The 23,032-nt window shown below is 69.1% G+C and carries 19 protein-coding genes and 2 pseudogenes; 5 read left to right on the plus strand and 16 right to left on the minus strand.

Going from position 1 to position 23,032, the window contains the following annotated elements; genetic code table 11:
- Nucleotides 1-161: 161 nt before the first annotated feature.
- Both N555_RS29215 and N555_RS28915 read right to left on the minus strand, forming a co-directional pair.
- Nucleotides 162-422: pseudogene (locus tag N555_RS29215) on the minus strand (SDR family NAD(P)-dependent oxidoreductase); the annotation flags it as partial.
- 10 nt (nucleotides 423-432) lie between these two features.
- Nucleotides 433-567, minus strand: coding sequence for a hypothetical protein (locus N555_RS28915; RefSeq protein ID WP_255347329.1), 135 nt, complete (start codon nucleotides 565-567; stop codon nucleotides 433-435).
- Between the two features lie 297 nt (nucleotides 568-864).
- On the opposite strand from N555_RS28915, the gene N555_RS26540 reads away from it, so the two are divergent.
- Together N555_RS26540 and N555_RS0102295 are read left to right on the plus strand one after the other, a co-directional pair.
- Nucleotides 865-1,275 (plus strand): carboxymuconolactone decarboxylase family protein, encoded by a 411-nt coding sequence (locus N555_RS26540; RefSeq protein ID WP_197028881.1) that lies wholly within the window; start codon nucleotides 865-867, stop codon nucleotides 1,273-1,275.
- 123 nt (nucleotides 1,276-1,398) lie between these two features.
- Nucleotides 1,399-1,875, plus strand: coding sequence for a VOC family protein (locus N555_RS0102295; RefSeq protein WP_029429882.1), 477 nt, complete (start codon nucleotides 1,399-1,401; stop codon nucleotides 1,873-1,875).
- Nucleotides 1,876-1,955: 80 nt separating this feature from the next.
- Here the strand turns inward: N555_RS0102295 and N555_RS27730 are convergent, their stop codons facing one another.
- Together N555_RS27730 and N555_RS27735 are read right to left on the minus strand one after the other, a co-directional pair.
- The gene (locus N555_RS27730; protein ID WP_156036093.1) at nucleotides 1,956-2,111 is read right to left on the minus strand and encodes a hypothetical protein; all 156 of its coding nucleotides are present in this window, start codon (nucleotides 2,109-2,111) and stop codon (nucleotides 1,956-1,958) included.
- Between the two features lie 295 nt (nucleotides 2,112-2,406).
- Nucleotides 2,407-2,544: a hypothetical protein gene (locus N555_RS27735; RefSeq protein WP_156036096.1), complete on the minus strand. Its 138-nt coding sequence runs from the start codon at nucleotides 2,542-2,544 to the stop codon at nucleotides 2,407-2,409.
- A 147-nt stretch (nucleotides 2,545-2,691) separates the two neighbouring features.
- Here N555_RS27735 and N555_RS27250 point away from each other — a divergent pair.
- A pseudogene (locus N555_RS27250) lies at nucleotides 2,692-2,997 on the plus strand (leucine zipper domain-containing protein); the annotation flags it as partial.
- A 279-nt stretch (nucleotides 2,998-3,276) separates the two neighbouring features.
- Here N555_RS27250 and N555_RS0102305 read toward each other — a convergent pair.
- From N555_RS0102305 to N555_RS0102360, 12 genes are all read right to left on the minus strand, one after another.
- The gene (locus N555_RS0102305) at nucleotides 3,277-4,050 is read right to left on the minus strand and encodes an enoyl-CoA hydratase/isomerase family protein (RefSeq protein ID WP_029429883.1); all 774 of its coding nucleotides are present in this window, start codon (nucleotides 4,048-4,050) and stop codon (nucleotides 3,277-3,279) included.
- A 191-nt stretch (nucleotides 4,051-4,241) separates the two neighbouring features.
- Complete coding sequence (locus N555_RS0102310) at nucleotides 4,242-5,354, minus strand: NDMA-dependent alcohol dehydrogenase (RefSeq protein WP_029429884.1); 1,113 nt, start codon at nucleotides 5,352-5,354, stop codon at nucleotides 4,242-4,244.
- A gap of 104 nt (nucleotides 5,355-5,458) precedes the next feature.
- Nucleotides 5,459-6,385: an MBL fold metallo-hydrolase gene (locus N555_RS26545; protein WP_051683600.1), complete on the minus strand. Its 927-nt coding sequence runs from the start codon at nucleotides 6,383-6,385 to the stop codon at nucleotides 5,459-5,461.
- A 284-nt stretch (nucleotides 6,386-6,669) separates the two neighbouring features.
- Complete coding sequence (locus tag N555_RS0102320) at nucleotides 6,670-7,506, minus strand: mycofactocin-coupled SDR family oxidoreductase (protein ID WP_029429886.1); 837 nt, start codon at nucleotides 7,504-7,506, stop codon at nucleotides 6,670-6,672.
- Between the two features lie 92 nt (nucleotides 7,507-7,598).
- Nucleotides 7,599-9,017: an aldehyde dehydrogenase family protein gene (locus N555_RS0102325; RefSeq protein WP_029429887.1), complete on the minus strand. Its 1,419-nt coding sequence runs from the start codon at nucleotides 9,015-9,017 to the stop codon at nucleotides 7,599-7,601.
- Between the two features lie 315 nt (nucleotides 9,018-9,332).
- Nucleotides 9,333-10,574: an amidohydrolase family protein gene (locus N555_RS0102330; protein WP_051683602.1), complete on the minus strand. Its 1,242-nt coding sequence runs from the start codon at nucleotides 10,572-10,574 to the stop codon at nucleotides 9,333-9,335.
- 357 nt (nucleotides 10,575-10,931) lie between these two features.
- Entirely contained in the window at nucleotides 10,932-11,687 is a 756-nt protein-coding gene (locus tag N555_RS0102335; RefSeq protein ID WP_081865919.1) for an ABC transporter ATP-binding protein, read from the minus strand.
- A complete protein-coding gene (locus N555_RS0102340; RefSeq protein WP_029429890.1) occupies nucleotides 11,684-14,488 on the minus strand; it encodes a branched-chain amino acid ABC transporter permease/ATP-binding protein in 2,805 nt (934 codons plus the stop codon). The genes N555_RS0102335 and N555_RS0102340 overlap by 4 nt, the downstream gene beginning before the upstream one ends.
- 264 nt (nucleotides 14,489-14,752) lie before the next feature.
- Complete coding sequence (locus N555_RS0102345; RefSeq protein ID WP_029429891.1) at nucleotides 14,753-15,958, minus strand: ABC transporter substrate-binding protein; 1,206 nt, start codon at nucleotides 15,956-15,958, stop codon at nucleotides 14,753-14,755.
- A 272-nt stretch (nucleotides 15,959-16,230) separates the two neighbouring features.
- Nucleotides 16,231-17,523 (minus strand): alpha/beta fold hydrolase, encoded by a 1,293-nt coding sequence (locus N555_RS0102350; RefSeq protein WP_051683604.1) that lies wholly within the window; start codon nucleotides 17,521-17,523, stop codon nucleotides 16,231-16,233.
- Between the two features lie 145 nt (nucleotides 17,524-17,668).
- A complete protein-coding gene (locus N555_RS0102355) occupies nucleotides 17,669-19,282 on the minus strand; it encodes a thiamine pyrophosphate-binding protein (RefSeq protein ID WP_029429893.1) in 1,614 nt (537 codons plus the stop codon).
- 151 nt (nucleotides 19,283-19,433) lie between these two features.
- Nucleotides 19,434-20,675: an acyl-CoA dehydrogenase family protein gene (locus tag N555_RS0102360; protein ID WP_051683606.1), complete on the minus strand. Its 1,242-nt coding sequence runs from the start codon at nucleotides 20,673-20,675 to the stop codon at nucleotides 19,434-19,436.
- 492 nt (nucleotides 20,676-21,167) lie between these two features.
- Between N555_RS0102360 and N555_RS0102365 the strand changes: the two genes are divergently transcribed.
- Entirely contained in the window at nucleotides 21,168-22,115 is a 948-nt protein-coding gene (locus tag N555_RS0102365) for an ABC transporter permease (protein ID WP_029429895.1), read from the plus strand.
- Entirely contained in the window at nucleotides 22,112-23,032 is a 921-nt protein-coding gene (locus N555_RS0102370) for an ABC transporter permease (protein ID WP_029429896.1), read from the plus strand. The genes N555_RS0102365 and N555_RS0102370 overlap by 4 nt, the downstream gene beginning before the upstream one ends.

A 23,032-nucleotide genomic window follows, 5' to 3' on the forward strand; every position in this document is an offset into this window, starting at 1 on the left:
AGCGGCCGTCGACGAGTTGGTTCGGTTCACGACGTTGCCGGTGAACTCGGTCCGGCACTGGGCCAGGTGGACGATGGCCGGGTTGATCGCCGACGGCGGGACAAATGTGGCAAGCCATTCCGGGTCGGTGGTGTGCTTCGCGGCGCTCTCGGTCAGGAGGCTCATGGGCCGGATGGAGTTGACGCTGATGTTGCGGTCGTAGAGCTCGATCGCCAGGCCCGCGTGAGCTGCTCCATGCCGGCCTTGCCCACGGCGTGGCTGATGAGCCGGCCCCCTCCGTACGTCGGATCGCCAGCGGTCGAGGACATGTTGATGATGCTGCCGCCGTCGGCCGACAGGTGCGGGATGGCGTAGCGCGCACATAGGAACGGGCCCCGGATGTGCGTGGCGATCGTCTCGTCCCAGCGCCCGAGGGACTTGGACTGGACCGTTTCACCCGGCCAGAAGAGGCCCGCCTTTGTTGACGACCACGTCCAGCCGGGCGAACTCGGACACGCACGCCTCGATGGCGGCCTCGACCTGGGTCCCGTTGCGGACGTCGCAGACGAGCGGGAGGGGCCGTACCACCGACGGCCTGGACCTCCAGCGCTGTTTTCCCGGCCGTCCCCGGCCCGGTGCCTTCGGCCCGGCCGGTAAGCGCAACCGTGGCTCCGGCCTCGGCCAGGCCGATGGCGATCGCCTTGCCGATGCCCTTGCTCGCCCCTGCCACGAAGGAGACCTGCCCGGCCAAGGGAGCGTTCGAGGCATCCACGGTTGTGACCTCATCGTCTGGCTCGGCTGTCTTCGTGACCCAGCTCACCGGGATGTTATCGTCCATCCTGGATCCAGGCCCGGGTGGGCATGGACGAATCATCGAGGGGTGACATGGCTACCGACGACGCGGCGCTATTGAAATGGGTCTACGGAGACGAGATCAGCATGGCTGTGATGAAGCCGCTGCTCGACGCCCCATGGTGGCCGAAGCTGCAGTCTGACATGTCGGTTCCCCAGCGCGAGGTCTTCAAAGGTGAGACCAATCAGCTCAGCGTCCGCGAGCGGATGCTCGTGAACATCGCGATCCTGGCGTGCGTGGGGCGCGAGCGCTCGTTCCGGTCCCGGTGCCATGGCCTGCTCCGCGGCGGCTTCCAAGAGGAGGAGCTCGCCGAGGTCTTCCGGCAGGTCGCCATGTACGCCGGCATGCCGACCGGCGTCGAGTGTTCGCTAGTCCTCGCCGAGGCCGCACGTGACCTCAAGGCGGCCGGCGTCCTGCCGGCTGACGACGCCAAGGAAGCCTGAGCGATCCGGCCGGTCGCCCCGCCGTCCTAACGGCGGTGGCGGCCCACCACGCGGCGCAGGTGCCCAAGCGATCTCGTCGACCACGACTGTCCAACGTTCCCCCTTGTCCCATGGAGGTTTCCGATGAGCGTTACCGGCTTCTCGCACCTGTCCGTCCAAGTCCGCGACATCGAGAAGGTGCTGCCGTTCTACCGCGACCTCCTCGGCCTGAAGGTCTCGATCGACCGCGAGCACTCCTTCTCCGCGCACAGTGGCGCCGACGGCGAACGCGTCGAGTACAGCCGGCGAGAGGTCTACCTCCGGTGGGAGGAGGGCCCGGGCGCGGCCTACATCGTGCTGGGCCAGAGCAAGCGGGAGATGAAGGGTTCGGCCACCCCGCTGCAGGAAATCGGATTCGACCACGTCGCCTTCGAGGTCGATGACGTCGACGCCGTCGTCGCGCGTGCCGAGGAGCTGGGCTACGAGTGCCTGAGCGGCCCGAACACGAACGACGGTCCCGCCAACGCCTACGACGGGCCCGCCGCCGTGCGGACGGCGCTGTTCTACGACCCAGAGCGCAACATCGTCCAGGTGGACGCCTGGCTCGACCTGCCGGAGTGAGCACGCCGCCGGTTGCGGTCTCGCGGCAACTCCTCGACCTCGAGGTCACGCCCGCGAGACCGCAACCGGTGAGCTGGGGGTCAATGTGCCCGTCGACTGACGATCCGCCCGGCGCGCAGGTCGTCGTAGGCACGCTCCAGGTCGTCGAACGTGTAGTTGACGGTGTCGACGACGGGCAGCCCGCGTTCCGGCGATGAAGACCAGGTCGGCGAGCGCGGCCGGCGTGCAGCTGGCATGCGTGGAGTACGCGGCCCTCCCGCCATGAAGCCGAACGGCACGGTGCCACCTCCGGTTCCGACGAGTACCAGCCTGCCTCGCGACCGGGTGACGGCCGCGGAGAGCTGGTAGTCGCGCCGATGCCCCCGGGGTCGCGGACCCCATCGACACCGTCCCCGCCGGTGAGCTCGTTGATCGTCGCCGCGGCCTTCTCATCGTGGGCACCGTGACGTGGGCGCCCCGTTCGCCGGCGTGCTCGAGTCGGTCGGCCATGTCGACGGCGATGACGGTGGCCGTGGTCTTGAGCCGGAGCAACTACAGGGCGTAGGGCCCGGGTCCACCGACGCCGATGACGACGACGTACCCGTTGTCGCGGGCCGCGTGCAGCATCAGGTTCGCCGCCCCATACGCGGTGGCGCCGGCGTCCCCGAGTGGTGCGGCGACCCGCGCCAACGTGCCGACGGGGACGACATCACGTCCTCCGGGCGACCTAGGTGTACCGAGCCAGGACGCTGGTGACAGCGGTCGGGGCTTGAACGAGGGAGAACCTCCGAGTGGGGTGTGGCTTGTCGAAGGCCCAACACCTGCTCGGAGGTTCTCGTGGCTCACGGCAACGCCCGCACGACCGTTCACGGCCGGCTGCTGATCGTTGCCCGGTATCGGGCCGGATGGCGGCAGGCGCACATCGCGGCGGCGATGGGGATCTCACGCAAGCGCGTGCGGACCTGGATCACCCGCTACGAAGCCGAGGGCGAGGCCGGGCTGGTGGACCGGTCCAGCCGCCCACACACCAGCCCGCGGCGCGCCCCGGCGGAGGTGGGAGAGCGCATCGTCGAGCTCCGGCGCCGGGAGCGCCGCGGCCCGGCCTGGCTCGCCGTCGAACTCGGCGTGCCGGCCCGCTCCGTGTCTCGCGTCCTGGGCGGCCGGGGACTGCCCACTCAGCGCGGCGCGCGGGACCGCCGCCGGCCTCGGGACGCGATCCTTTCCCGAGCTGGTCGACCAGGCCATGGCCAGCGTGTGGAGCTACGGGCAGTCGCAGCCACCGGCACCCTGACGGGCCGGTCTTTCGCCACCGCCTGCTCGACTTCCCGGTTCCCAGCGACCTCGGGCGCTACTGCCTCCGGGCGCTCCGAAGCAGACCACTGCGGGCCGGCTCCGGCCCGACCGGGTCGTACCGGATCCGGCTCACCGCCGGTCGGATCGACGCCCTCCGACGAACTCTGCGATGGCCGCCCGATGGTAGGACGTCTCCCCCAGCGTCTGCTGGACGCGCCGCTCCTCCGCGAGCGAGGCGTCCAGCGTCCGATCCCATCCGTCCCGCAACAGGCGCTTGGACGCGGCGAGTGCCGGGGCGGAGCCGCCGGCCAGTTGGGCGGCCACGGACTGCACGGTGTTCGGCAGATCGGCAGCAGCGACCACCGTACCCACCAACCCCCAGGCAGCGGCCTCCTCAGCGGTGAATGTCCGGTTGCGCAGCACCAGCTCACTGGCCCGGGCCGCGCCGACCGCCCGCGCCAGCAGGACCGAGACGCCGCAGTCAGGGGCCAGCCCGATTCCCGTGAAAGCGAGGGCGAACCGGGCCCCCGCTGCCGCTACCCGGATGTCGGCAGCGAGCGCCAGTCCTAGACCGCCGCCGGCGCAGCTGCCGTTGATGCCGGCGACCACGGGCTGCGGCATTCCGGACAGCGTCCGGATCACCGGCGCGTAGTGCTCATCCAGACTCTCGAACGCCGTCCCGGGGTCCGCCTCCAGGGTCGCTCCGTGCTCGTGCAGGTCCTGGCCGGCGCAGAAGACCCGGCCGCTGCCCGTGAGCACGACCACGCTGACGTCGTCCCTGTCCGCCAAGCCTGCGAGGGCACCCAGAAGGTCGACGCGGACCGCTCGCGTCAGCGAGGGGTGCAAGAGGGTGACCGTGGCGACACCGGCGTCGACCCGGCACCGAACGTGGTGATCCGTCATGACATCCACCGTTCCATCAGGTCCCTCGCGCAGCAGACGACGTTTCCGGCGATCCTGACACGGAGGACAGCCGGCGCCGATGCAGGCGGCGCGTCGGCTGGGGAAGTCACCGGCTCCATCCGTGCGCTAGCCCGACCCCGCGGGATCCCTCCAGGGCGACCGTCGGACGGCAGGAACCGCGACCGGACGGCTCAGTCGAAGGTGATGACCCCGCGGATGTTGGTGCCGGCGTGCATGTCGTCGTAGCCGGTGTTCACCTCGTCCAGCGTGTAGGTCCGGGTGACGAGTTCGTCGAGCGCGAGCTTCCCCTGCTCGTACATGTGCAGCAGCACCGGCACCGCCGCGGCCGGCGACCACATGCCGTACAGGCAGCCCTGGATGCGCTGCTGGTACATGGCCAGCTTGAACGGGTTCACCGGCACGCCGACCTCGGCCGCCGATCCGGTGCCGGTGACCACCACGACACCGTCCTTGCCGATCGCGTCGAAGGCCTGGCCGATGTGCTCCCCGGTCACCACGCCCACCGTGACGATCGCGGCGTCAGCGCCCTGGCCGTCGGTCACCGACCGCGCCAGCTCCGCTGCCTCGGCGATGTCGGAGACGGCGGTCGTCGCACCCAGCCGCAACGCCGTGTCCCGTTTGAACTGCACCGGATCCACGGCGATGACGTGGGCGGCGCCGGCATGGGCTGCCCCCTGGACCGCGTTGATCCCGATGCCACCGACACCCATCACGATGACGACCTGCCCCGGCTTCACCGCAGCGGCGTTGACGGCCGATCCCCATCCGGTCGGCACCCCGCACCCCAGGAGCGCCACGGTCGACAGCGGAAGGTGCTCGGGCACCTTGATGCACGACCCCTCCGGCATCACGGACCATTCGGCGAAGGTGCCGATGGCCGAGGACCGGGCGACATCCCTGCCGTCGTAGTGCATGCGGAACGTGCCGTCGAGCATCGACCCGGCGGCCAGGAACTTGCCGTTGTGGCACAGGTTCTGCCGACCGGTCGCACACGGACGACACCGCCCGCACGCCGGGACGAACGACGTCACGATGTGGTCGCCCACCGCCAGCGACCCGACACCGGCACCGACGGCCTCCACGACGCCGGCTCCCTCGTGGCCGCCGCACAGCGGGAGGTGTGGTGCCGGGCCGTCCCCGGTGGCCCGGTGGTCGTCGGAGTGGCACAGACCGGAGGCGACCATCCGCACGAGGACCTCGTGCTCCTTCGGGTCGTCCAGGACCGTGTCGACCACCTCCCACTTGCCCGGCTGGTCCATCAGCAGCGCTGCTCGTGTCCTCATCAGGTACGCCTTCCGCTAGGGATCGATGCCGCTGGTCGAGGCGCGCTCGGCGACCGAGGACGCTCACGGCGGGGTGGTGGTGACACGCGCCTGGTCGGCGGCTCTCAGACCGACTGCCAGGCCCCGCTGAGGACCCGGCCGCCCTTGAGACCGGGGAAGTGGCACCCCAGGCCCACACCGCCCCCCTCGTCGAGCTCGCGGAGATAGCGCTCGCGCACCCGCTGCGCCGCGCGCGGGTCCACGTCGCTGCCGGCGATCCAATCCACCTCGGTCAGCTGCTGCGGGCAGTACATCGCGTCCCCGAACAGGATCGCCCGCTCTCCGCCGTCCTCCACCAAGTACAGCGAGTGCCCCGGTGTGTGGCCGGCACCGTCGAGCCGCGTGATACCAGGGGCGACCACGACATCCCCCTCGAGCAGATCGACCCGCCCCTGATCCGCCAGCGTCATCAGGGCCCGCTTGACGTACCCGTCGATCGGCAACTGGGCCTCGTCGGTCTCCATGAAGTGGTGCCAGTCCTGGGCGCCCATCACCACCCGGGCGTTGACGAACAGCGGATTGCCCTCGAAATCGGCCAGCCACCCGGTGTGGTCGGGATGCAGATGACTCAGCGCCACGATGTCGATGTCGTCGAACCCCAGCCCCTTGCGCGCCATGTTCCGGCGCAGTTCGCCGCCGACCATGATGCCGCCCCCACCGTCGCGCGGCCCGAACCCCGCGTCGACCAGCACGTTCAGCTCTCCCGGCCAGACGAAGGCGCCGACGGGAACGCGAGGGGGCGTCATTCCCTGCGCGACCAGATCATCGTGCAAGCCGTGCGGATCGGCCGGCGAGCCGAGGAACTCGGGCACCCGGTCGATCGTGAAGAAACCATCCGACAGCGCCAGCAGGGTGCGCCCGCCGACCGGCAACTCCTCCACCGCCAGCGTTGTCAGCGTGTCGTCGTACAGCGGACTGCCGGCGATCGGGTCCGCATCGCTGTAGTCGAAACCGAAGGTCTCCGACGAGACCTCGGGATCCACCTCGGACATACCGCTCATCACGCACTCGCCTCGGCTCTCTGAAGACTGGATTGGCTGTTCCGTCCTGGATGTGGGTTTTCTCTGCTCGAGTGGAATCCCCGGATCGACGTGCACCGCACCGCGCGGCGGCTCACCCGATCCGCGACCGTTCCGTCCGGGCCTGGAGGAGACTCCTCCCTCAGGCCCGGAACGGAACGGCAGTGTCGAGCGGACAGTGATCAGCAGCGCCACGAGCTACCGCGAGAAGGTTCCGTGACGCGCTCACGACGTGGCCGCACCGCGGCCACGGTCGCTCATCCGGTCCAGGTGGCCGACTTCCCGGCCGTGACGTCGAAGACCGCCCCGGTGACGAATCGGGCCTGATCGCTGGCGAGGAACGCGACCATGTGAGAGACGTCCAGGGCGTCGATGTGCGAGACCCCCATGGGGTTCAGCGCGGCGAACCCGTCCTTGCAGTCCTCCCACGTCGGGTTCTCGAGGTCGGGCCGGAACAGGTGGTAGATCTCCTCGTTCTGGATCAGCGGCGTGAGCACGGCCACCGGGCAGACCGCGTTGACCGTGACGCCGTGCTGACCGGCCTCCAGGGCAGCGGACTTGACGAGCCCGATGATCCCCCACTTCGACGCGGCGTAGTGGCCGCCGTTGCGCGCACCCCCACGACCCATCGTCGACGAGGTCGCGATGATCCGGCCCGAGCCCCGGTCGATCATGTGCGGGAGGACCGCCCGCATGGCGTGGAACACCCCGGTCAGGTTGATGTCGATCAACTCGCTCCACGCCTCCGGCGGCATGGCCGACACCTGGTGATAGCTGGCCACCCCGGCGTTGGCCAGCATGATGTCGACGGAACCCAATTCCTCGATGCCGCGCTCGACCGCCCCGGAGACCTGCTCGAACGACCGCACGTCACCCTCGATCGCCAGGCAGCGCCGGCCCAGCCCGGTGACGAGCGCCTGGGTCTCCTTCAGGTCCTCCGCGCTCGCCGGCGGATAGGACACCGTCGACATCTGGTCGGGCACGTCGAACAGCACGATGTCCGCGCCCTGCTCGGCGAGGGTGACTGCATGACTGCGACCTTGACCGCGACCGCCACCGGTGATGAACACGACCTTGCCGTCGAACGCTCCCACGGGTCCTCCTCGGACTTCTCGCTCCAGCACGACCTGCTGGACGCTCTGTGGCTCCTCGATCGCATGGCAGATGACCGCCGGACACCGCGACCTCAGGTGGCGCTGATGCCCACCGTCTTCAGCTGGGTGTACGTCAGCAGTGCCTCGGCGCCCTTAACCCGGCCGAGGCCGCTGGACTTGAAGCCACCGAACGGCGCTTCGTTGCCGAGTAGCGCACCGTTCACACTGACCTGGCCGGCCTTCAGCTCGTAAGCGACCCGCAGCGCCCGGCCGGAGTCCCGCGTCCAGACGCTCGCCGCCAGGCCGTACTCGGTGCCGTTGGCGATGCTGATCGCCTCCTCCTCTGTGGAGAAGGCCAGCACACCCAGGACCGGCCCGAAGATCTCCTCCTGGGCGATGCGCATGGTCGGCTGCACATCGGTGTAGATCGTCGGCTGGACGTAGCGCCCGGCGTCGAAGGGCGGCTGGCTCACGACCGCGCCCCCCAGCCGGAGTGTCGCCTTGTCGTCCTGGGCGACGGAGAAGTACTCCTGGACCTTCGCGAACTGATCACTGGTGATCATCGGCCCGATCTGCCGGCCGATCTCCAGTTTCCCGACGACATCCGCGACCCGATCGACGAGTTCGTCGTGGATTTCCCGCTGCACGACGAGGCGGGTCGGCGCGGAGCAGATCTGGCCGGAATTGACGGTGAAGCCGTTCGCGACATGGGTGGCAGCACGGGAGAGATCGGCGTCGGCGAACACGACGTTGGCGGACTTGCCGCCGAGCTCGAGCGTCACTGGGATCAGCCGCTGAGCGGCGGTGGCGGCAATGCGGCGGCCGGTGGCGACCGAGCCGGTGAAGGCCACCTTGTCAACTGCAGGGTGCTCGACCAGGGGCGCGCCCACCTCCGGTCCGAGACCGGTGACCACGTTCAAGACACCGGCGGGAAGTCCTGCCGCGACGGCGACCTCCCCCAGCACGAGGCTGGTGAGGGAGGTGAACTCCGAGGGCTTCAGCACGACCGCGTTGCCGGCCGCGAGGGCCGGCGCCACGTCCCGCGAGGCCTGGTTCAGCGGACCGTTCCACGGAGTGATCACCGCGACGACCCCGTAGGGCTCACGCCGCGTGAACGCCAGGATGTCCGGGCCGAGGTCGATCGTCTCCCCGTGCCCAGCACGGACGATGGAGCCGTAGTAGGTGAAGTACTCGGCAGCCGCCTGCACCTCGCGGACGGCGCTCGGCTTGCCCGTCTGCGCCTCCTCCAGGGCAATGAACTCGTCGGCCTTCGCGAGCATCGCAGCGCCGACCGCCGTCAGGATCCGACCCCGCTCGGCCGGCGCGCGGCGGGCCCAGCCGGCCTGCGCCGCCTGAGCAGCCTTGACCGCGTCGTCGACGTCCCGCGCACTTCCGCGCGGGATGGTGGCGACGACCGCGCCGTTCACCGGACTGGTGGCGTCCTCCAGGTACTCGCCGTCCACCGGAGGCCGGTAGTCGCCCGAGATCCAGTGGCCGTATCGATCCGCCATGGTGCACAACTCCTTCTCGCGCGCTGCACAGAAGCATCGGACCCTCGGCTCGTCGCGCCTCGCGCTGCACGAGCATCCCGCTGCGCTCGGCGCGCATCGACCGTGGCGTCACGGGGGGAGCGGAGTGCGGAACACCTGCCGAACGGTCGGACTGTACATCCTGGATTCACTGCGAGACAGGGCGCCAGCGATCCGCGCCGGCAGTCTGACCCTCAGACGACCAGACGGCCCGCCGGCGGAACTGCGTCACAGCAGCTCCGGCCGACGGGCCGTCTCGACCGGGCGGTCGTCACGTCACAGCGTGCCGACCGCAGGTCACCACTGGATCGTCGTGCGGTAGTCCCGCTTGCCCGTCGCGATGTCCTCCGGGACGTCGATCTGGAAGAGCTTCGCGGCGTTGCGCCAGGTGATCTTCTCCACCTCGTCACGCGGGATGTCGCGCAGCAGGTCCCGGAGGGCCGGCTGCGTGGCGGGCCAGCTGCCGTCCGCGTGCGGGTAGTCGACCTCGACAGTGATCTTGTCGATCCCCACCCGGTCGCGCAGAGTGAAGCCGGCCGGGTCGTCGAAGGTGCAGAACCAAAAGTTGCGCGCGAACACCTCGGACGGCGTGAACTCCTTGTCCTTCCACCCGTCCCACTCCGGGGCCATGCCGGCGTGCGTCTCGATGTACTTCAACCGGTCGTAGATCATCGGCACCCAGCCGATGCCGCCCTCGGCCAGGCTGACCCTCAGGTTGGGGAACTTCGAGAGGACACCGGAGTAGAGCCAGCTCAGCGAAGAGACGAGCGCGTAGGCGGGGAACAGCGCGACGAAGATCTCGGGCATCACGCCGGCATCGACGTCCCGCATCGACCCGGACGAGCCCGTGTGGAGGGCGATGACGGTTCCCGTCTCCTCGCAAGCGCGGAGGAACGGGTCGAAGTGCCCGCTCGCCAGGCCCGGCAGTCCGAGCTTCGACGGGATCTCCGGGAAGCTGACAGCCCGCACGCCGCGCTCGGCGTTGCGGTAGATCTCCTGCGCGGCGATCTCGCCGTCCAGCAACCACGGGATCTGCAGACCGATGATGCGGTCGGGGTAGGGGGACTTCCACTCCTCGTGGTACCAGTCGTTCCAGCCCTTGACGCAGGCGAGACCCAGCTCGTGGTCCTTCAGCTCCGCGAACCGCGCCCCGCCGAAGCCTGCGAGACGGGAGGGGAAGCACAGCGAGGCGTAGACCCCGTTTAGGTCCATGTCGCGGATGCGCGCGTCGATGTCGAAGCAGCCCTTGCGGAGCTCCTCGAAGTTGGTCGGCTCATCGTTCCACTCCTCTGGCGGACGCCCGGCGACTGCGTTCAGACCCATGTTGTGGAGGACCAAGTCCTCTATCTGCCAGGACTGGATACCGTTCATCTCGATGATGCGCGGCCCACGGTCACCGAACTTCGCGGGGATCCGGCCGTCAAACATGGTCGGCGGCTCGACGAGGTGGTCGTCGGTCGAGATGACCAGAAACTCGAGGTCCTTCTCCGGCACCGGCTCGGGCAAGAAAGTCACGGACCGTTCAGCGGTGCTGGTCATGCGAATCTCCTTTCAGTTCCTGAATGGCGTCCACCCAGGAGGCAACCTTCGGGTGCGGGGACTCCCCCACTCCTACTGCCGACCAGGGATGTCGCGCGCGTCGCGATCGGCGCCCTGGACAGCCGCTTGGATGTAGGATCCAACTAGTCTCGAGCATTGTCAACGGAAGCGGATGGCGCGCGCATTTTGCCTCCGCATACTCGCGCCTGGGCGCGCCCAGACGTCGCAACGACGAACAACAGGTGGAACGGGAGGTCCTCTTCTGAGTCGTCCGGCCCGGCCCGGAGAGAACGAGCCGGGCTGGCTCGGCTCGTAGAGATCGAGCCGGACCGGCCCGGAGAAGACACCCGCGTACAGCTACACCGCGGCGTCGGCGAGGTACAGCGACTCGACCTCGTCCAGCCGACCGTGCAGCTCCGCGGCAGGACCCTCGAGCACCAGCCGCCCACGGCGCAGCACGTACGCATGATCGGAAATGGACAGAGCGCTCTGGACCTGCTGCTCGACGATGAGCGCGCCGATGCCTTCCTCGTCCGCGGCTCGCCGCACGATCGTGAGCAGTCGTTCCACGATCATGGGAGCGAGCCCGAGGGACAACTCGTCGGCGAGCAGGAGCCGGGGGCGACCAGCAAGGGCACGCGCGAGTGTCAGCATCTGCTGCTCACCGCCGGACAGAAGTCCGGCCCGACGCTTGATGAGCCTCTTGAGCTCTGGCACGTACTCCAGGGCGAGCTCGACCGGACCGCGGCCGAGACGCAGGTTGTCCTCCGTCGTCAGCCCCGAGATGATCGATCGAGATTCGGGCACGAAGGCGACACCGTTGCGGCTACGCACGTGCAGCGGCGCCATACGGGTCCGGCCGAGCCATTCCACCTCACCACCGAGCGGCGCGAGCACCCCGCTCAGGGCCAGCAGGGTGGTGCTCTTCCCTGCGCCGTTGGCACCGAGCAATGCGACCACCTCGCCGGCGTGCACCTCCAGGTCCAGATCGCTGACGACAGCCGCCCCGTTGTAGCCCGCGGCCAGGCCGCGAACCTTCAGGCGGAGTACGCCGGTGCGAGGAGTCCCCGGCGCCGCGGCGCCCTGAAGCTCTCCTGTCGAGGTCATCGTCATCGCCCTTCTGTGGTGCCGACGGAGGCGGGCGCAGAATCCTGGTCGGCCAGCGCACCGTCTGAGGTGTCGTTCGCGGCCGCGCCCAGATAGGACTCGATGACCTGCGGATCACGACGGATCTCCTCCGGGGTCCCGCTGGCGACGACCCTGCCGAAGTTGAGCGCGACCACCTTGTCGCACGTGCTCAGCACCATCGACACGTCGTGCTCGATCAACAGGATCCCCATCCCCCACTCGGCGGCCAGCCGACGGATGAGGACGCCGAGTTCCCGCGTGCTCCTCGCGTCGAGTCCGGCCGCGGGCTCGTCGAGCAACAGGATCGACGGCGACGTCGCCACCGCGCGGGCGATCGCCACCAAGCGCCGCCGGGCGTAAGGCAGGTCGGAGGGCTTCTCGCGCAGTTCGTCCTGCATCTCGAACTCGCGGACGCTGGCGACGCCTGCCGCGGACAAGCGTGACCGGTCCGGGCGGAACAGATCCAGCACGTCCTTGCGCAGCGATCGCTCATCGCAAGCTGCGCGGATGTTCGCATCGACGTCGAGATCCTCGAACAGCTCGAGGGACTGGAAGGACCTGGTGAGTCCGGATCGGGCCCGCTTCACCGCGTTCAGCCGGTCGATCGAGCGGCCGTCGAAGAGGACGCTGCCCTCGTAGGAGCGGTGGAAGCCACTGGCCACCTCGATGAGCGTGGTCTTCCCGGCACCATTCGGACCTATCAGACCGACGACTTCGCCCGGCGCAATGGACAGGCTGACGTCCTCGAGCGCCGTCACCCCGCCGAAGCGCATGGTGACGTTACGGATCTCGAAGTGTCGGGGAGGAACCGCGCTGACGGGCGCAGCCGCCACCTGCGTGGCGCCGCCGGGGGTCTCCACCGGTTCGGGAGCGGACGCCCGGTCCGGACGTTCCTCGGCTGCGGAGGCGGCACGCCCGCGTGCACGTCGAGCCGAGACCCGCGCCCGAATTTTGTGCGCTTCGTGGAGCTGGGCATGCACGACGCCGTCGGGTGAGAGCACCACGGTCAGCACGAGGATCACAGCGGCGATGAACGGGAACCAGCCGGAGAGGTCGACGAACCGCGAGAGGACGAGCTCGAAGGCGGCGCCTGCCGCACCGAGGGCGCCGACGATCGAGCCACTGATGAAGCCGATGCCACCGATCACGGCAAGGAGCACGACGGCGATCGAGGCGAACGCGTCGTACTGCTCGAACTGGACGTTCGGGAATCGGAAGGCCGTGAGGACGCCCGCGACCGCGGCGATGGCGCCGGCAAGACCGAAGGCGTACATCTTCGCCCCGACGATGCTGATCCCCAGGCTGGCTGCCGCGCGCTCGTTGTCGCGGACGGCGATGAAGCGTCGGCCGGCACGACCCCGGCGCAGGTTGGACACCATGACCGCGCAGATGATGAACAAGATCACGGACAGGGCTGCATAACGCTCGGGGTGGTCGACCGCGAAGACGCTAAACCCGAAGATCCTCGGCTCGGGCACCACGATGCCGTGGAGTGCGTCCCCGATGATGTCCGGGTTCGCCAGCACGACAGCGCTCACGACCACTGCCAATCCGAGCGTGACGACCGCGAGGTTGACCCCGCGGGCACGGAGGGCGGGTAGGGCCACCAGCAATGCGACCGGAACCGTGAGCAGGACGCCGAGGACGGCCGCGATGGGGAACGGGAGGCCGCCCGAGTCCGCGAGCCGGCTCGAGATGAGTGCGCCGATTCCCGCGATGGAGAACTGGGCGAGGCTGAGCTGGCCTGCATATCCCGTGAGCACGACGAGGGACAGGCAAATCAGCGCGTAAACGGCGGTCGTCGTCATGGCGACGGCCCAGTCCCCGGTGAAGACCCACAGTGAGATCAGCGTCAGAAGCCCGAGCACGACCGCCGTCTGCCAGCGGATGCGTCCGGTGCCGATGCGGGGCAGACGGTCGTTGAGGTGACTGCGCAACGGTAGCGCCTTGCCCCGGATCACGAGGATCACAACGATGATCAGGAACGGGGCGGCACTTGCCGATCCCGGGTAGTCGACGTATCGCGTCGCTTCGGCTTCCAGCACGCCGACCAGCAGGCCGCCGAGGAAGGTGAGGGGGAGGGAGGAGAAGCCACCGACCAGCGCGGCGGAAAGGGCCGGGATGATGGAGAGGGTCAGCGACGTCGGAGAGAGACCGGTGATCGGGACGAGCAGGACGCCTGCGAGCGCAGCCACCCCTCCGCCGACACCCCAGTTGATCGCTGCGACCACGTTCGGCGACCAGCCCAGACTGGACATCGCGATCTCGTTCTCCGCGACGCCGGTGGTCGCCAGTCCGAACCTGGTCCGGCGGTAGACCAGGTAGAACACGGCGAACAACCCCACGGTGATCGCGAGCAGCAGGAGCCGGTCCTCGCCGACGGAGATGTCGGAGGTGACGTCGACCGAATCCTGCGGGAGCACGGACTTGACGAAGATTCCATTCGACCCGTACCGCTGCTTGGCGGCCTCCTGCGCCACCGTCAGCAGTCCCAGTGTCGCGATCACCCGCGCGAGCGGTGAGGCGTGCCGCATCGGCCGCATGACCAGGAGCTGCACGAGCACTCCGGCCACGACTCCTGCGAGGATTCCCACGAGGATGGCGACGGGAATCCCGACCCGGTCACGCAGCTCGTAGAAGAACGACGCGCCGAGGAGGGCGAACGCGCCGTTCGCGAAGTTCACCACGCCTGAGCCGCGGTAGACGACGACGACTCCGAGCGCCAGGAGGGCGTAGATCCCGCCGGCGCCGAGCCCGAGCAGCAGGAACTGCAGGAATTCGCTCATCACTGACCAACCCGGTCGGCTCGGGAGACCTGGTCCGCGCGACGCCCGGCCGGCACGGGCGGACGACCGCCCCCACCGGCTAGCTTGCGCAGACGGTCAACTGCTGGCGTCACGGTCACTCCTCTGACAGGCCCACGGGTCACGCAGGCTGTACCGCTTGGTCTGGGCATGAGCTCGAGACGGCTTCCCCTGACCGACAATCGGCTCGGGATTCTGGTTGCGGGGCCCACGCTCTCTCATGTGGACGTGGGCCCCGTCAGCGAGTCAGGACAGCTGTCCGAAGGGGTCGATGACGTCGCCGGTCTGCTTCAGCTCACCGTCTTCGTAGATCAGGCCGTAGCTGGTCGAGTTGAACACCCTGGGCGCCTGCCCGCCGAGAGCGACGCCCGGCGTGGTGAAGTCCAGCGGGGGCGTGGCCCCGCCGGTGTCCAGGTCCGTGGTCTGCGAGAGAGCCGTGGCGAAGGCCTCCGGGGTGATCTCCGGCAGTCCCGCGGCGATCTCGGCGAACTCGTGCACCGCGAGCCACACCGTGTACGCCGCCTCGTTGGCCGCCGCCTCCTCACCGGCGTCCTTCATCGCTGCCTGGAAGTCGTCGAAGTCATCGGCCTCCTGCGACACACCCCCGATGAAGTACAGATCGTCGGTCACACCCTGCAGCTGCTCATCGATCACCGGAAGCGAGAACACGGCCGCCGGCGCAACGATCGCGCCCTCGTAGCCCTGCTGGCGCGCCGTGCGGATGTACTTGGCCGCCAGGTCCTGGGTCAGGGCGAGCAACACCGCGTCCGGGTCGCCCTCGGTGCTGGCCGCGACCTGGGCCGAGATGTCCGCCGCGCCGATCGGGATACCGACCGACGTTCCGAGCTCCAGGCCCCTGGGCTGCAGGACGGCAGCGTTCAGCAGGGGCGGCAGCGTCTGCCCGGCGGCGACGTCGAGGTACGCCACGGAGATGTCCTGGGCGTCGAGTTCCTCGACGGCGAACGTGGCCTGGCCGCTGATCCCGCCGAGGCCACCGCCGACGATGGGATAGGACGCCGGCGAGGTGAAGTCCGCCTGGTTGTAGGGCTGATTGCCGAACCGGGCGACCCCGGCACTCTCCAGAACCGGCAGCGAGGCGGACCCGAAGTTGTCGGCGCTGCCGACGTCGGCCACCGCGCCGGCCGCGAGGCCGTCACGCACACACTGCGCCGAGGTGTTGGCGTCGTTGTTGTTGTTGCACTCCTCCGACTGCAGCGGCCGGCCGTTGATCCCGCCGTTCGCGTTCACGTCGTCGACCGCCACCTTCAGGGCGGGAGAGTTGATGTCGTACACCGGGTCGTCGATGGTGGTCGTGATGACGACTGGTTCGCCGGTCAGCTCCGCCGCCGATCCGGAGGAGTCCGAGCTCGAGTCCGAGTCCGAGTCGCTGCAGCCGGTGACGGCGATGGCGACCCCTACGGACAAGGCGGCAAACCGGTGGATCTTGCGCATGAACTCTCCTCAGCTATGAGATTGGCCACGCGAATCCAAGATGCTGTATCCAAGCTTGTCAAGCGATCGGTGGTCCGTCTGCGCATGCGTATCCGAGCCGTTATCGGCCCTGGGATCGTCGAGGAGCACGGCCTCAGTCAGCCGCCGTTCCGAGCCAGGAGCGCTCGCCCGTCAAGATCCGGGCATCGGGGCAGCGCCCCGCACATGCACGAGTCCGCGTGGTGGCCAGCCTGGCCGCCACGGGGACTGTGTACGTCATGACCTTCGAGGGGTCAGGTGCCGGCGATCCGGTCGAGGATCGGGAGGAGGTGGGCGGCGAAGCGCTCCGGGTCCTCCGACATCGGGAAGTGACCCAAGCCGGTCATCAGCTCGAAGTGGACGCCGGGGATCTCCTTGGCCGTCTGCTCCGAGGCCGCGACGGTGGCGATGTCGTAGTCGCCGGTGAGCATGTACACCGGGCATTCCGGCGTGTTCAGAAGATGCCCCTGCCCACGGAGGTCATGGTCCACGGTGAAGTAGTAGAGGTCCCCGGGGAAGATGCCCGGAGCACCCTGCGCGTACCCGAGCCGGGTTTCCTGCCGGTACGCCTCGGGCGCGGTGGCGGCCATCCACGCCATCATTGACGCGGCGTGCACGGCCGGGTCCTCGCCCATCTCGACCACCTGGCCCGGGTCGTCCTCCCTGGCCCCGGTCCCGAGGTGCAAGGCTCCCTCGCACGAGATCACAGCCCGGAACAAGTCTGGGTGGTACCGCCCCAGATCCAGCGCAAGCATCCCGCCCACCGAAGAACCGATGAACGCGGGGCGGTCCAGACCGAGCGCGTCGGTCAGGCCCATCGGCACCTGCATCAGGGTCTCGCGGGTCAGCCGGTACTTCTGGGCCCACCAGGCGATTCCGGTCGGAGGTAGTGACTTGCCGTGGAACGGTAGATCGTAGCTGATCACCCGGAAGCGCGACGTGACGCGCTCGTCCTCGAGGAGGTGGCGCCACTGGCGGCCATCGGACCCGGCGGTGTGCTGGCACAGCAGCGGGATCCCCGACCCGGCCTCCTCGTAGTAGACCCGGTGGTCCACGCCATCGATGTCCAGGTGCACGTACCGGCCGACTGCGGCGTCGTGGACACCGTGCCGGCTCGGCTTGGTGATCACCTGCGGTGCGGCATCGGTGCCGTTGACCGCGTGGCGCAGGAGCTCTACGAGCCGCCGGATGGCCAGGTGCCGTTGGGCGTCGTGCGGCGGCGGGGACACCGTCATGCCGGACCAGACGGCACTGAACACGTCGGTGTAACCCGGCGGCGGCACCGCACGCGTGAGCTGCGCCCACTCCTCAGCGGGTCCCTCGATCACCACCGGCTCGTCGGCGGAAGCCTCGTCCGCGGAACTGTCGAGGTCCGTGCCGAGCACTCCCCGGCGCACGGTCAGCTCCCGGCGTGCCTCCCCACAGACGAGCACCACCCTGCCGGTCCAGGCGCCGGCGTTGATCCCGAACTCGCCGTCCTGATTGGCGGACGAGACGAGCGCGTCGATGACCCGCGGGGTCAGCACCTCCGACACCGTGGCGGTCATGCCCGCACCGCCGCTGCCGGACTCCTGTTGATGATCATCGCTTTCCCTTCAGGCGCCCTGGGACGGGCATTCGTCGTGGAACTGATTTCGAGCCTGCGGCCCGTGACGGCACGGAGCTCCGGCCGGACACCCACTCCGCCTCCGATCAGTCGCTCAGGCTCGCGGCCGGGTCGATCACCAGGTCGACGAGCACCGGACCTTGCAGATCGGCGAAGACGTCCTCGAGCTTCTCGAGGTCCTGGACTGTCCGGGCCGTGTACCCCCGCGCTCCAAAAGCCTCGGCCAGACCGGCCAGGTGCGGCCACTGCGTTCGCGAACCCTCCGGGTTGAGGCCGTACTCGGCGAGCTTCACCCACTCGGCGCCATAGGCTCCGTCGTTCGCGACGACCACGATGAGCGGAAGGCGCTCCCGCACCGCGGTGCTCAACTCGACCACGCCCTGCATGAACCCGCCGTCTCCGACTACCGCCACTGTCGGGCGATCGGGGCGTGCGACTGCCATGCCGACCGCGGTACCGACGCCCAGCCCGATGGACCCGAAGTTCACCGAGTGCATGAACCCGCGGGGGTCGTCCCCGTGCACAAACTTCCAGGGAGTGGTCATGGACCGTCCGGCGTCGGTCACGAGGTTCCTCTCACGTGGGAGTACCCGGTCCAGGGTGACCATCGCGGTGCGGAGGTCGATCGTGTCCGTGCCGCTGCGGTCGGTGAAGGATCTCTCGGGAGCCCACTCGGCGAGCTCCCGCGCGAGCGTGTCGTTGGAGCGGGACGACGGCTCGACCTCGGCGGCCTTCAGGTGATCCAGCAGCTGCGCAGCCACCGCGCGCGCGTCGCCCACGATCGAGATCTCCGCCGGGCGATGGGCATTCAGCCTGGCGGCATCCCGGTCCACGTGGACGACTCGCGCGTTCTGCAGCAAGTGACCGCGATCGGTCGTCCACTGATTGAGGCTCGCGCCGAAGGCGAGGACGCAGTCCGCCGTCGCGAGGTACCCCGACGCCACTCCGGTGGAGACCGTTCCGCTCACCCCGAGGTCGAGGCGGTGGCCGCGGAAGAGGTCCCGGGCGAGCAGCGTGGTGGCCAGCGGTGCGCCCAGGTGCTCGGCCAGCTCCACGAGCGTGTCGCGCGCCCCCCCGTGCACGGCTCCCCTACCCGCAAGCACCACCGGTCGCGACGCGCTGAGCGCGAGACCGAGGGCGGCGTCGATCGATTCCTCGTCCGCGTCGTGCGGGCCCGCGAGCTCAACCCGCGCCGCGAGCTCGTCGCTCCCGCACTCGTCCTCGAGGAGGTCGAACGGGACGTCGAGGACGATGGGCCGACGCTCCGTCAGCGCCCGCCGGAACGCCCGGGCGGCGTCCGGAGCAGCGGACGCGCCACTCCAGACGCGCTCGTAGCCGGCCCCCGCAAGTGCGGCCACGGCCCGCACGTCGATGTACTGGATGTGGCTCGCGACGCCGGGCGTGTCACCGGTGACGAGCACGACGGGCTGATTCCCGCGGGTCGCCTCCACCAGGCCTGTCATGGCGTGCGTGAGAGCCGGGCCGTGGGTGACCGTGGCGACGCCGACGCAGTTGCGCGCCGACGCGTACGCGGCGGCCATCAGCAGGCTGCTCCGCTCGTCGACGACAGGGACGAACCTGCCGCCCTGCTGGCTGACGAAGTCGGTGATGTAGAGCATGTTCGCGTCGCCCATCAGGCCGAACAGGGTGTCGACGCCCTGCTCGCTGAGCGTCCGCGCTACGGCGTCGTGAACCTGCACAAGTAACTCCAGGGGCTATCGAGGGTTGTGCAGCGAGTGAACCAGGATCCAGGATGAAGTCAACAGGATCCATGTGAGCCGGGAACCGGCAACGAGACCGACCCCCGCCGGCTCACGGGACGCCCGCGTCCTTGGCGAGCGACCCAGGCGGTCACGCCTGCCAGAGGGACTTCCCCTCGCTGAAGATGGCCCGCTGGATAAGGATGCGCTGGATCTCGTCCGTCCCGCCGCCGATGCGACCGTGGCGGATCTGGTGGTACCAGTGCGGGATGGGGAAGTCCATCGCCTCTCCCAGCCCGCCGAAGATCTGCATGATCTTGTCCATGGAGCGGTGGCCCCAGTTGGCGCCCATGAGCTTCGACATCGCCGCGTAAGCGCGGACATCTTCGCCGCGGTCGGCTAGTGCTGCGGTCTCGTAGGAGACGGCCCGGATGCTCTTGAGGTCGAGGAGCACGTCGACGAGCATCCACTGGATCGCCTGGCGCTCGCTCAGCGGCTTGCCGAAGGTCCGCCGCTGCTGCACGTAGTCGACGGCGAGGTCGAGGCTGCGGCTCAGGAACCCGCAGGCGAGCGACCCCCGACTCAAACGGTCCTGGATGGCCAGGAACTGCTGCCCGAGGCCGAATCCCCCACCGACCTCGCCGATTACCTGACCGGGCGCCACCCGCACGTTGTCATAGGTGACGGTGAACTGGTGCGGTCGGCTCGACTGCCAGGTGCGCAGCGGCTGCAACGAGATGCCGGGCGTGTCCGAGTCGACGATGAACATCGTGATCCCGCCGCGCTGACGCTTCTCCGGGTCGGTCACCGCGAGCAGGAGGTGGAAGTCCGCGCGATGCGCTCCGGAGATGAACGTCTTCGTCCCGTTGATGACCCACGTGTCGCCGTCGAGGACCGCGCGGGTCGTCATGGCCCCCGGATCCGACCCCGCGTCGGGCTCGGTCTGGGCGTAGCAGCCGGAGAGCTCGCCGCGCATCGAGGGCAGGAGGTACTTCTGCTGCTGCTCCTCGTTCCCCGAGTACAGCGGCCCCATGACGAACGCCCGGGGGAAGGGGATGATGGTTCGGTTCAGCTCCTCGGCGATGACGAACGACCCGAGGATGCCGTAACCCATCCCGCCGTACTCCACCGGCAGCGTGGCCGTGTCCAGCCCCGTCTCGGCGGCGATCGTGCGCAGTCGCTTCCAGTCCGCGGCCGGGAGGGTGCCGTCCACCAGGGATTCCCCCCCGATCCCGCCGCGCTCCCACTCCGGATTGTCGGCGAGGAACGTGGACTCGAGCGGGATGCACTCCTCGTCCACGATCCGGCGGACGAGGTCCTTCACCTCGATGAGCTCCGGCGGCAGCACGAACGGGCTCTCCGGCATGGAGTAGGCGACTTTGGACTGGGACAAGGGGATCGGTTCCTTTCCGACGGCGGTGCATGCTCGCGCGAGGGAGTGGCGAGCCGCTCCGCCTCAGCTCGGCAGTGCGGTCGCCGCACGGCCAATGTGGCCGGGCGACCGCTGCCGACACAGCGATGAGGGCGACGGAATCAACTCCCTGGCTCAACTGTCAAGCGGAGCCTCACCTCCTGCGAAGGCTGCCAAGCCAGGTCCGGCACCGGACGCCGACTGCTGGGGAGCCGGCGATGTCAGAGCCACCCGCGACTACCCCGGCATCGGAGCTCCGCCGGACTCCTCCACGCGAGACTGGATCCAGGGCCCAGGTTTCTGTACGTTAAGTCACAGCGTCGGGGCCGGTCGGACCCTGCCGCCACACATGCAGGGAACCAGAGCGCCACACGAGCAAGGAATCAGAATGTCCAGCAGGGCCCACGCCTCCGATCCCGCCGTGCGTGCGGACCGGCAGACGGTCCGACTCCCCTCCAGCCAAGGAGACCGTTCATGATCGGAGCAGTCGGACGGCGTCTGCTGCTGGCGATCCCCATCCTCGTGGTGGTTTCGCTCCTGTCCTTCCTCCTCATCGACCTGACGCCGGGGAGTCCCGCTGAGCTCCTCGCCGGGGAGGGCGCCACTCCGGAGCGGGTAGCCGAGCTCGAGCAGACGCTCGGCCTGGACCAACCCATCTGGCAGAGGTTCGGGGACTACATGTCCGGCCTGCTGCAAGGCGACTTCGGGACGTCCCTGTTCTCCGGGCAGTCGGTCGGGGACGCGATCGGTGCGGCGCTGCCGGTGACGGTGTCCCTCATCGTCGTCGCCTACGTGCTCGTCTTCGTGATCGCGATTCCGTTGGGTGTGCTGGCCGCGGTGCGCCGCGACACCCGTACCGACCGGGCGATCTCGGCCACGTGCTCCTTCTTCCTGGGCATCCCGTCGTTCGTGGTGGCACTCGTGCTGGTGATCCTGCTGGCCCTCACGGTCGAGGCCTTCCCGGCAACGGGGTACAAGCCGCTGGCGGACGGTTTCGGTGTGTGGCTCAGCCACCTCATCCTCCCGGGACTTGCACTGGCGCTGACCTCGGCGGCCGAAGTGACGCGGCAGCTGCGCGGGGCGCTCGTCGACGTCCTCGAACAGGACTACATCCGGACGCAGCGGGCCAAGGGCCTGCCTCCGCTGCTGATCCTGGGCAAGCACGGACTGAAGAATGCCGCGCCTCCGGTGCTGACCGTCATCGGGTTGCAGCTCGCGCGGATGTTGGGCTCGACCGTGATCATCGAGCAGGTCTTCGCGATGCCGGGATTCGGTGCCCTCACTCTCAACGCAGTCCTGCAGCACGACTTCCCGCTCATCCAGGGCTGCGTCCTCGTGTCCGCCATCGCTGTCATCGGGACGACCGTGGTGGTCGACGTCGTCGAGGCAGGACTCAACCCCCGACTGAGGAGCGCAGCATGACCGAGACGCCGACCACCGAAGTTGTCACGCCAGCGCCGGAGTCGACGCTGGCAGCGGACGGGACCACGACGACGCGCCGATCGCGCAGCCGGGTCATGCGCCGGCTGCGCCGCAACCGCGGGGCGATGATCGCAGCCGGGTTCATCGCCCTGCTGATCCTGGTGGCGGCCCTGGGTGGACTGCTGCCGCTCCCCGACCCCAACAAGCAGGACCTGGTGAATCGTCTCTCCGGCCCGTCGGGAGACCACTGGCTGGGCACGGACTCCTTCGGACGCGACACGTTGAGTCGGCTCGTCGCCGCCACCCGTGTGACCCTCCTGGCGGCGACCGAGGGCCTCCTCGTCGCGGTCGTGCTCGGCGTGCCGCTCGGTCTCCTGGCGGGCTACGTCGGTGGCGCGACCGATGCAATCCTGAGCCGGATCGCCGACGGTCTGCTCAGCCTGCCGGGGCTGGTCCTCGCCCTCGCCATCGTGGGCGTCGCCGGCCCCGGCCTGACGAACGCGATGGTGGCCATCGGCATCGTCTTCGCTCCCCGCTTCTACCGCGTGGGCCGCAGTGCGGCGCAGTCGGTCTCGCACGAGACCTACATCGAAGCTGTCCGCGCCGACGGCGTCCCCACCAGCCGCATCCTGCTGCGGCACATCCTGCCGAACTCGAGCGGTCCCCTGCTGGTCCAGGCCTCGTTCGCCGTCGGCTTCATCATCACCGCGGAGGCCAGCCTGAGCTTCCTCGGCCTCGGTGTGCAGGTGCCGGACGCCAGCTGGGGCTCCATGGTGCGCGAAGGCTTCGCGCACGTCCACGAATCCACCTTCGCGATCATCCCCCCTGCCGTGATGATCACGCTGACCGTCTTCGCCTTCTCACAACTCGGCGACGGTCTGCGGGACGCCCTCGGCCGCGACTCTCGAGGATCCTGA

Origin of the sequence: Blastococcus sp. URHD0036 (genome assembly GCF_000701365.1) — a bacterium.
Lineage (GTDB): Bacteria > Actinomycetota > Actinomycetes > Mycobacteriales > Geodermatophilaceae > Trujillonella.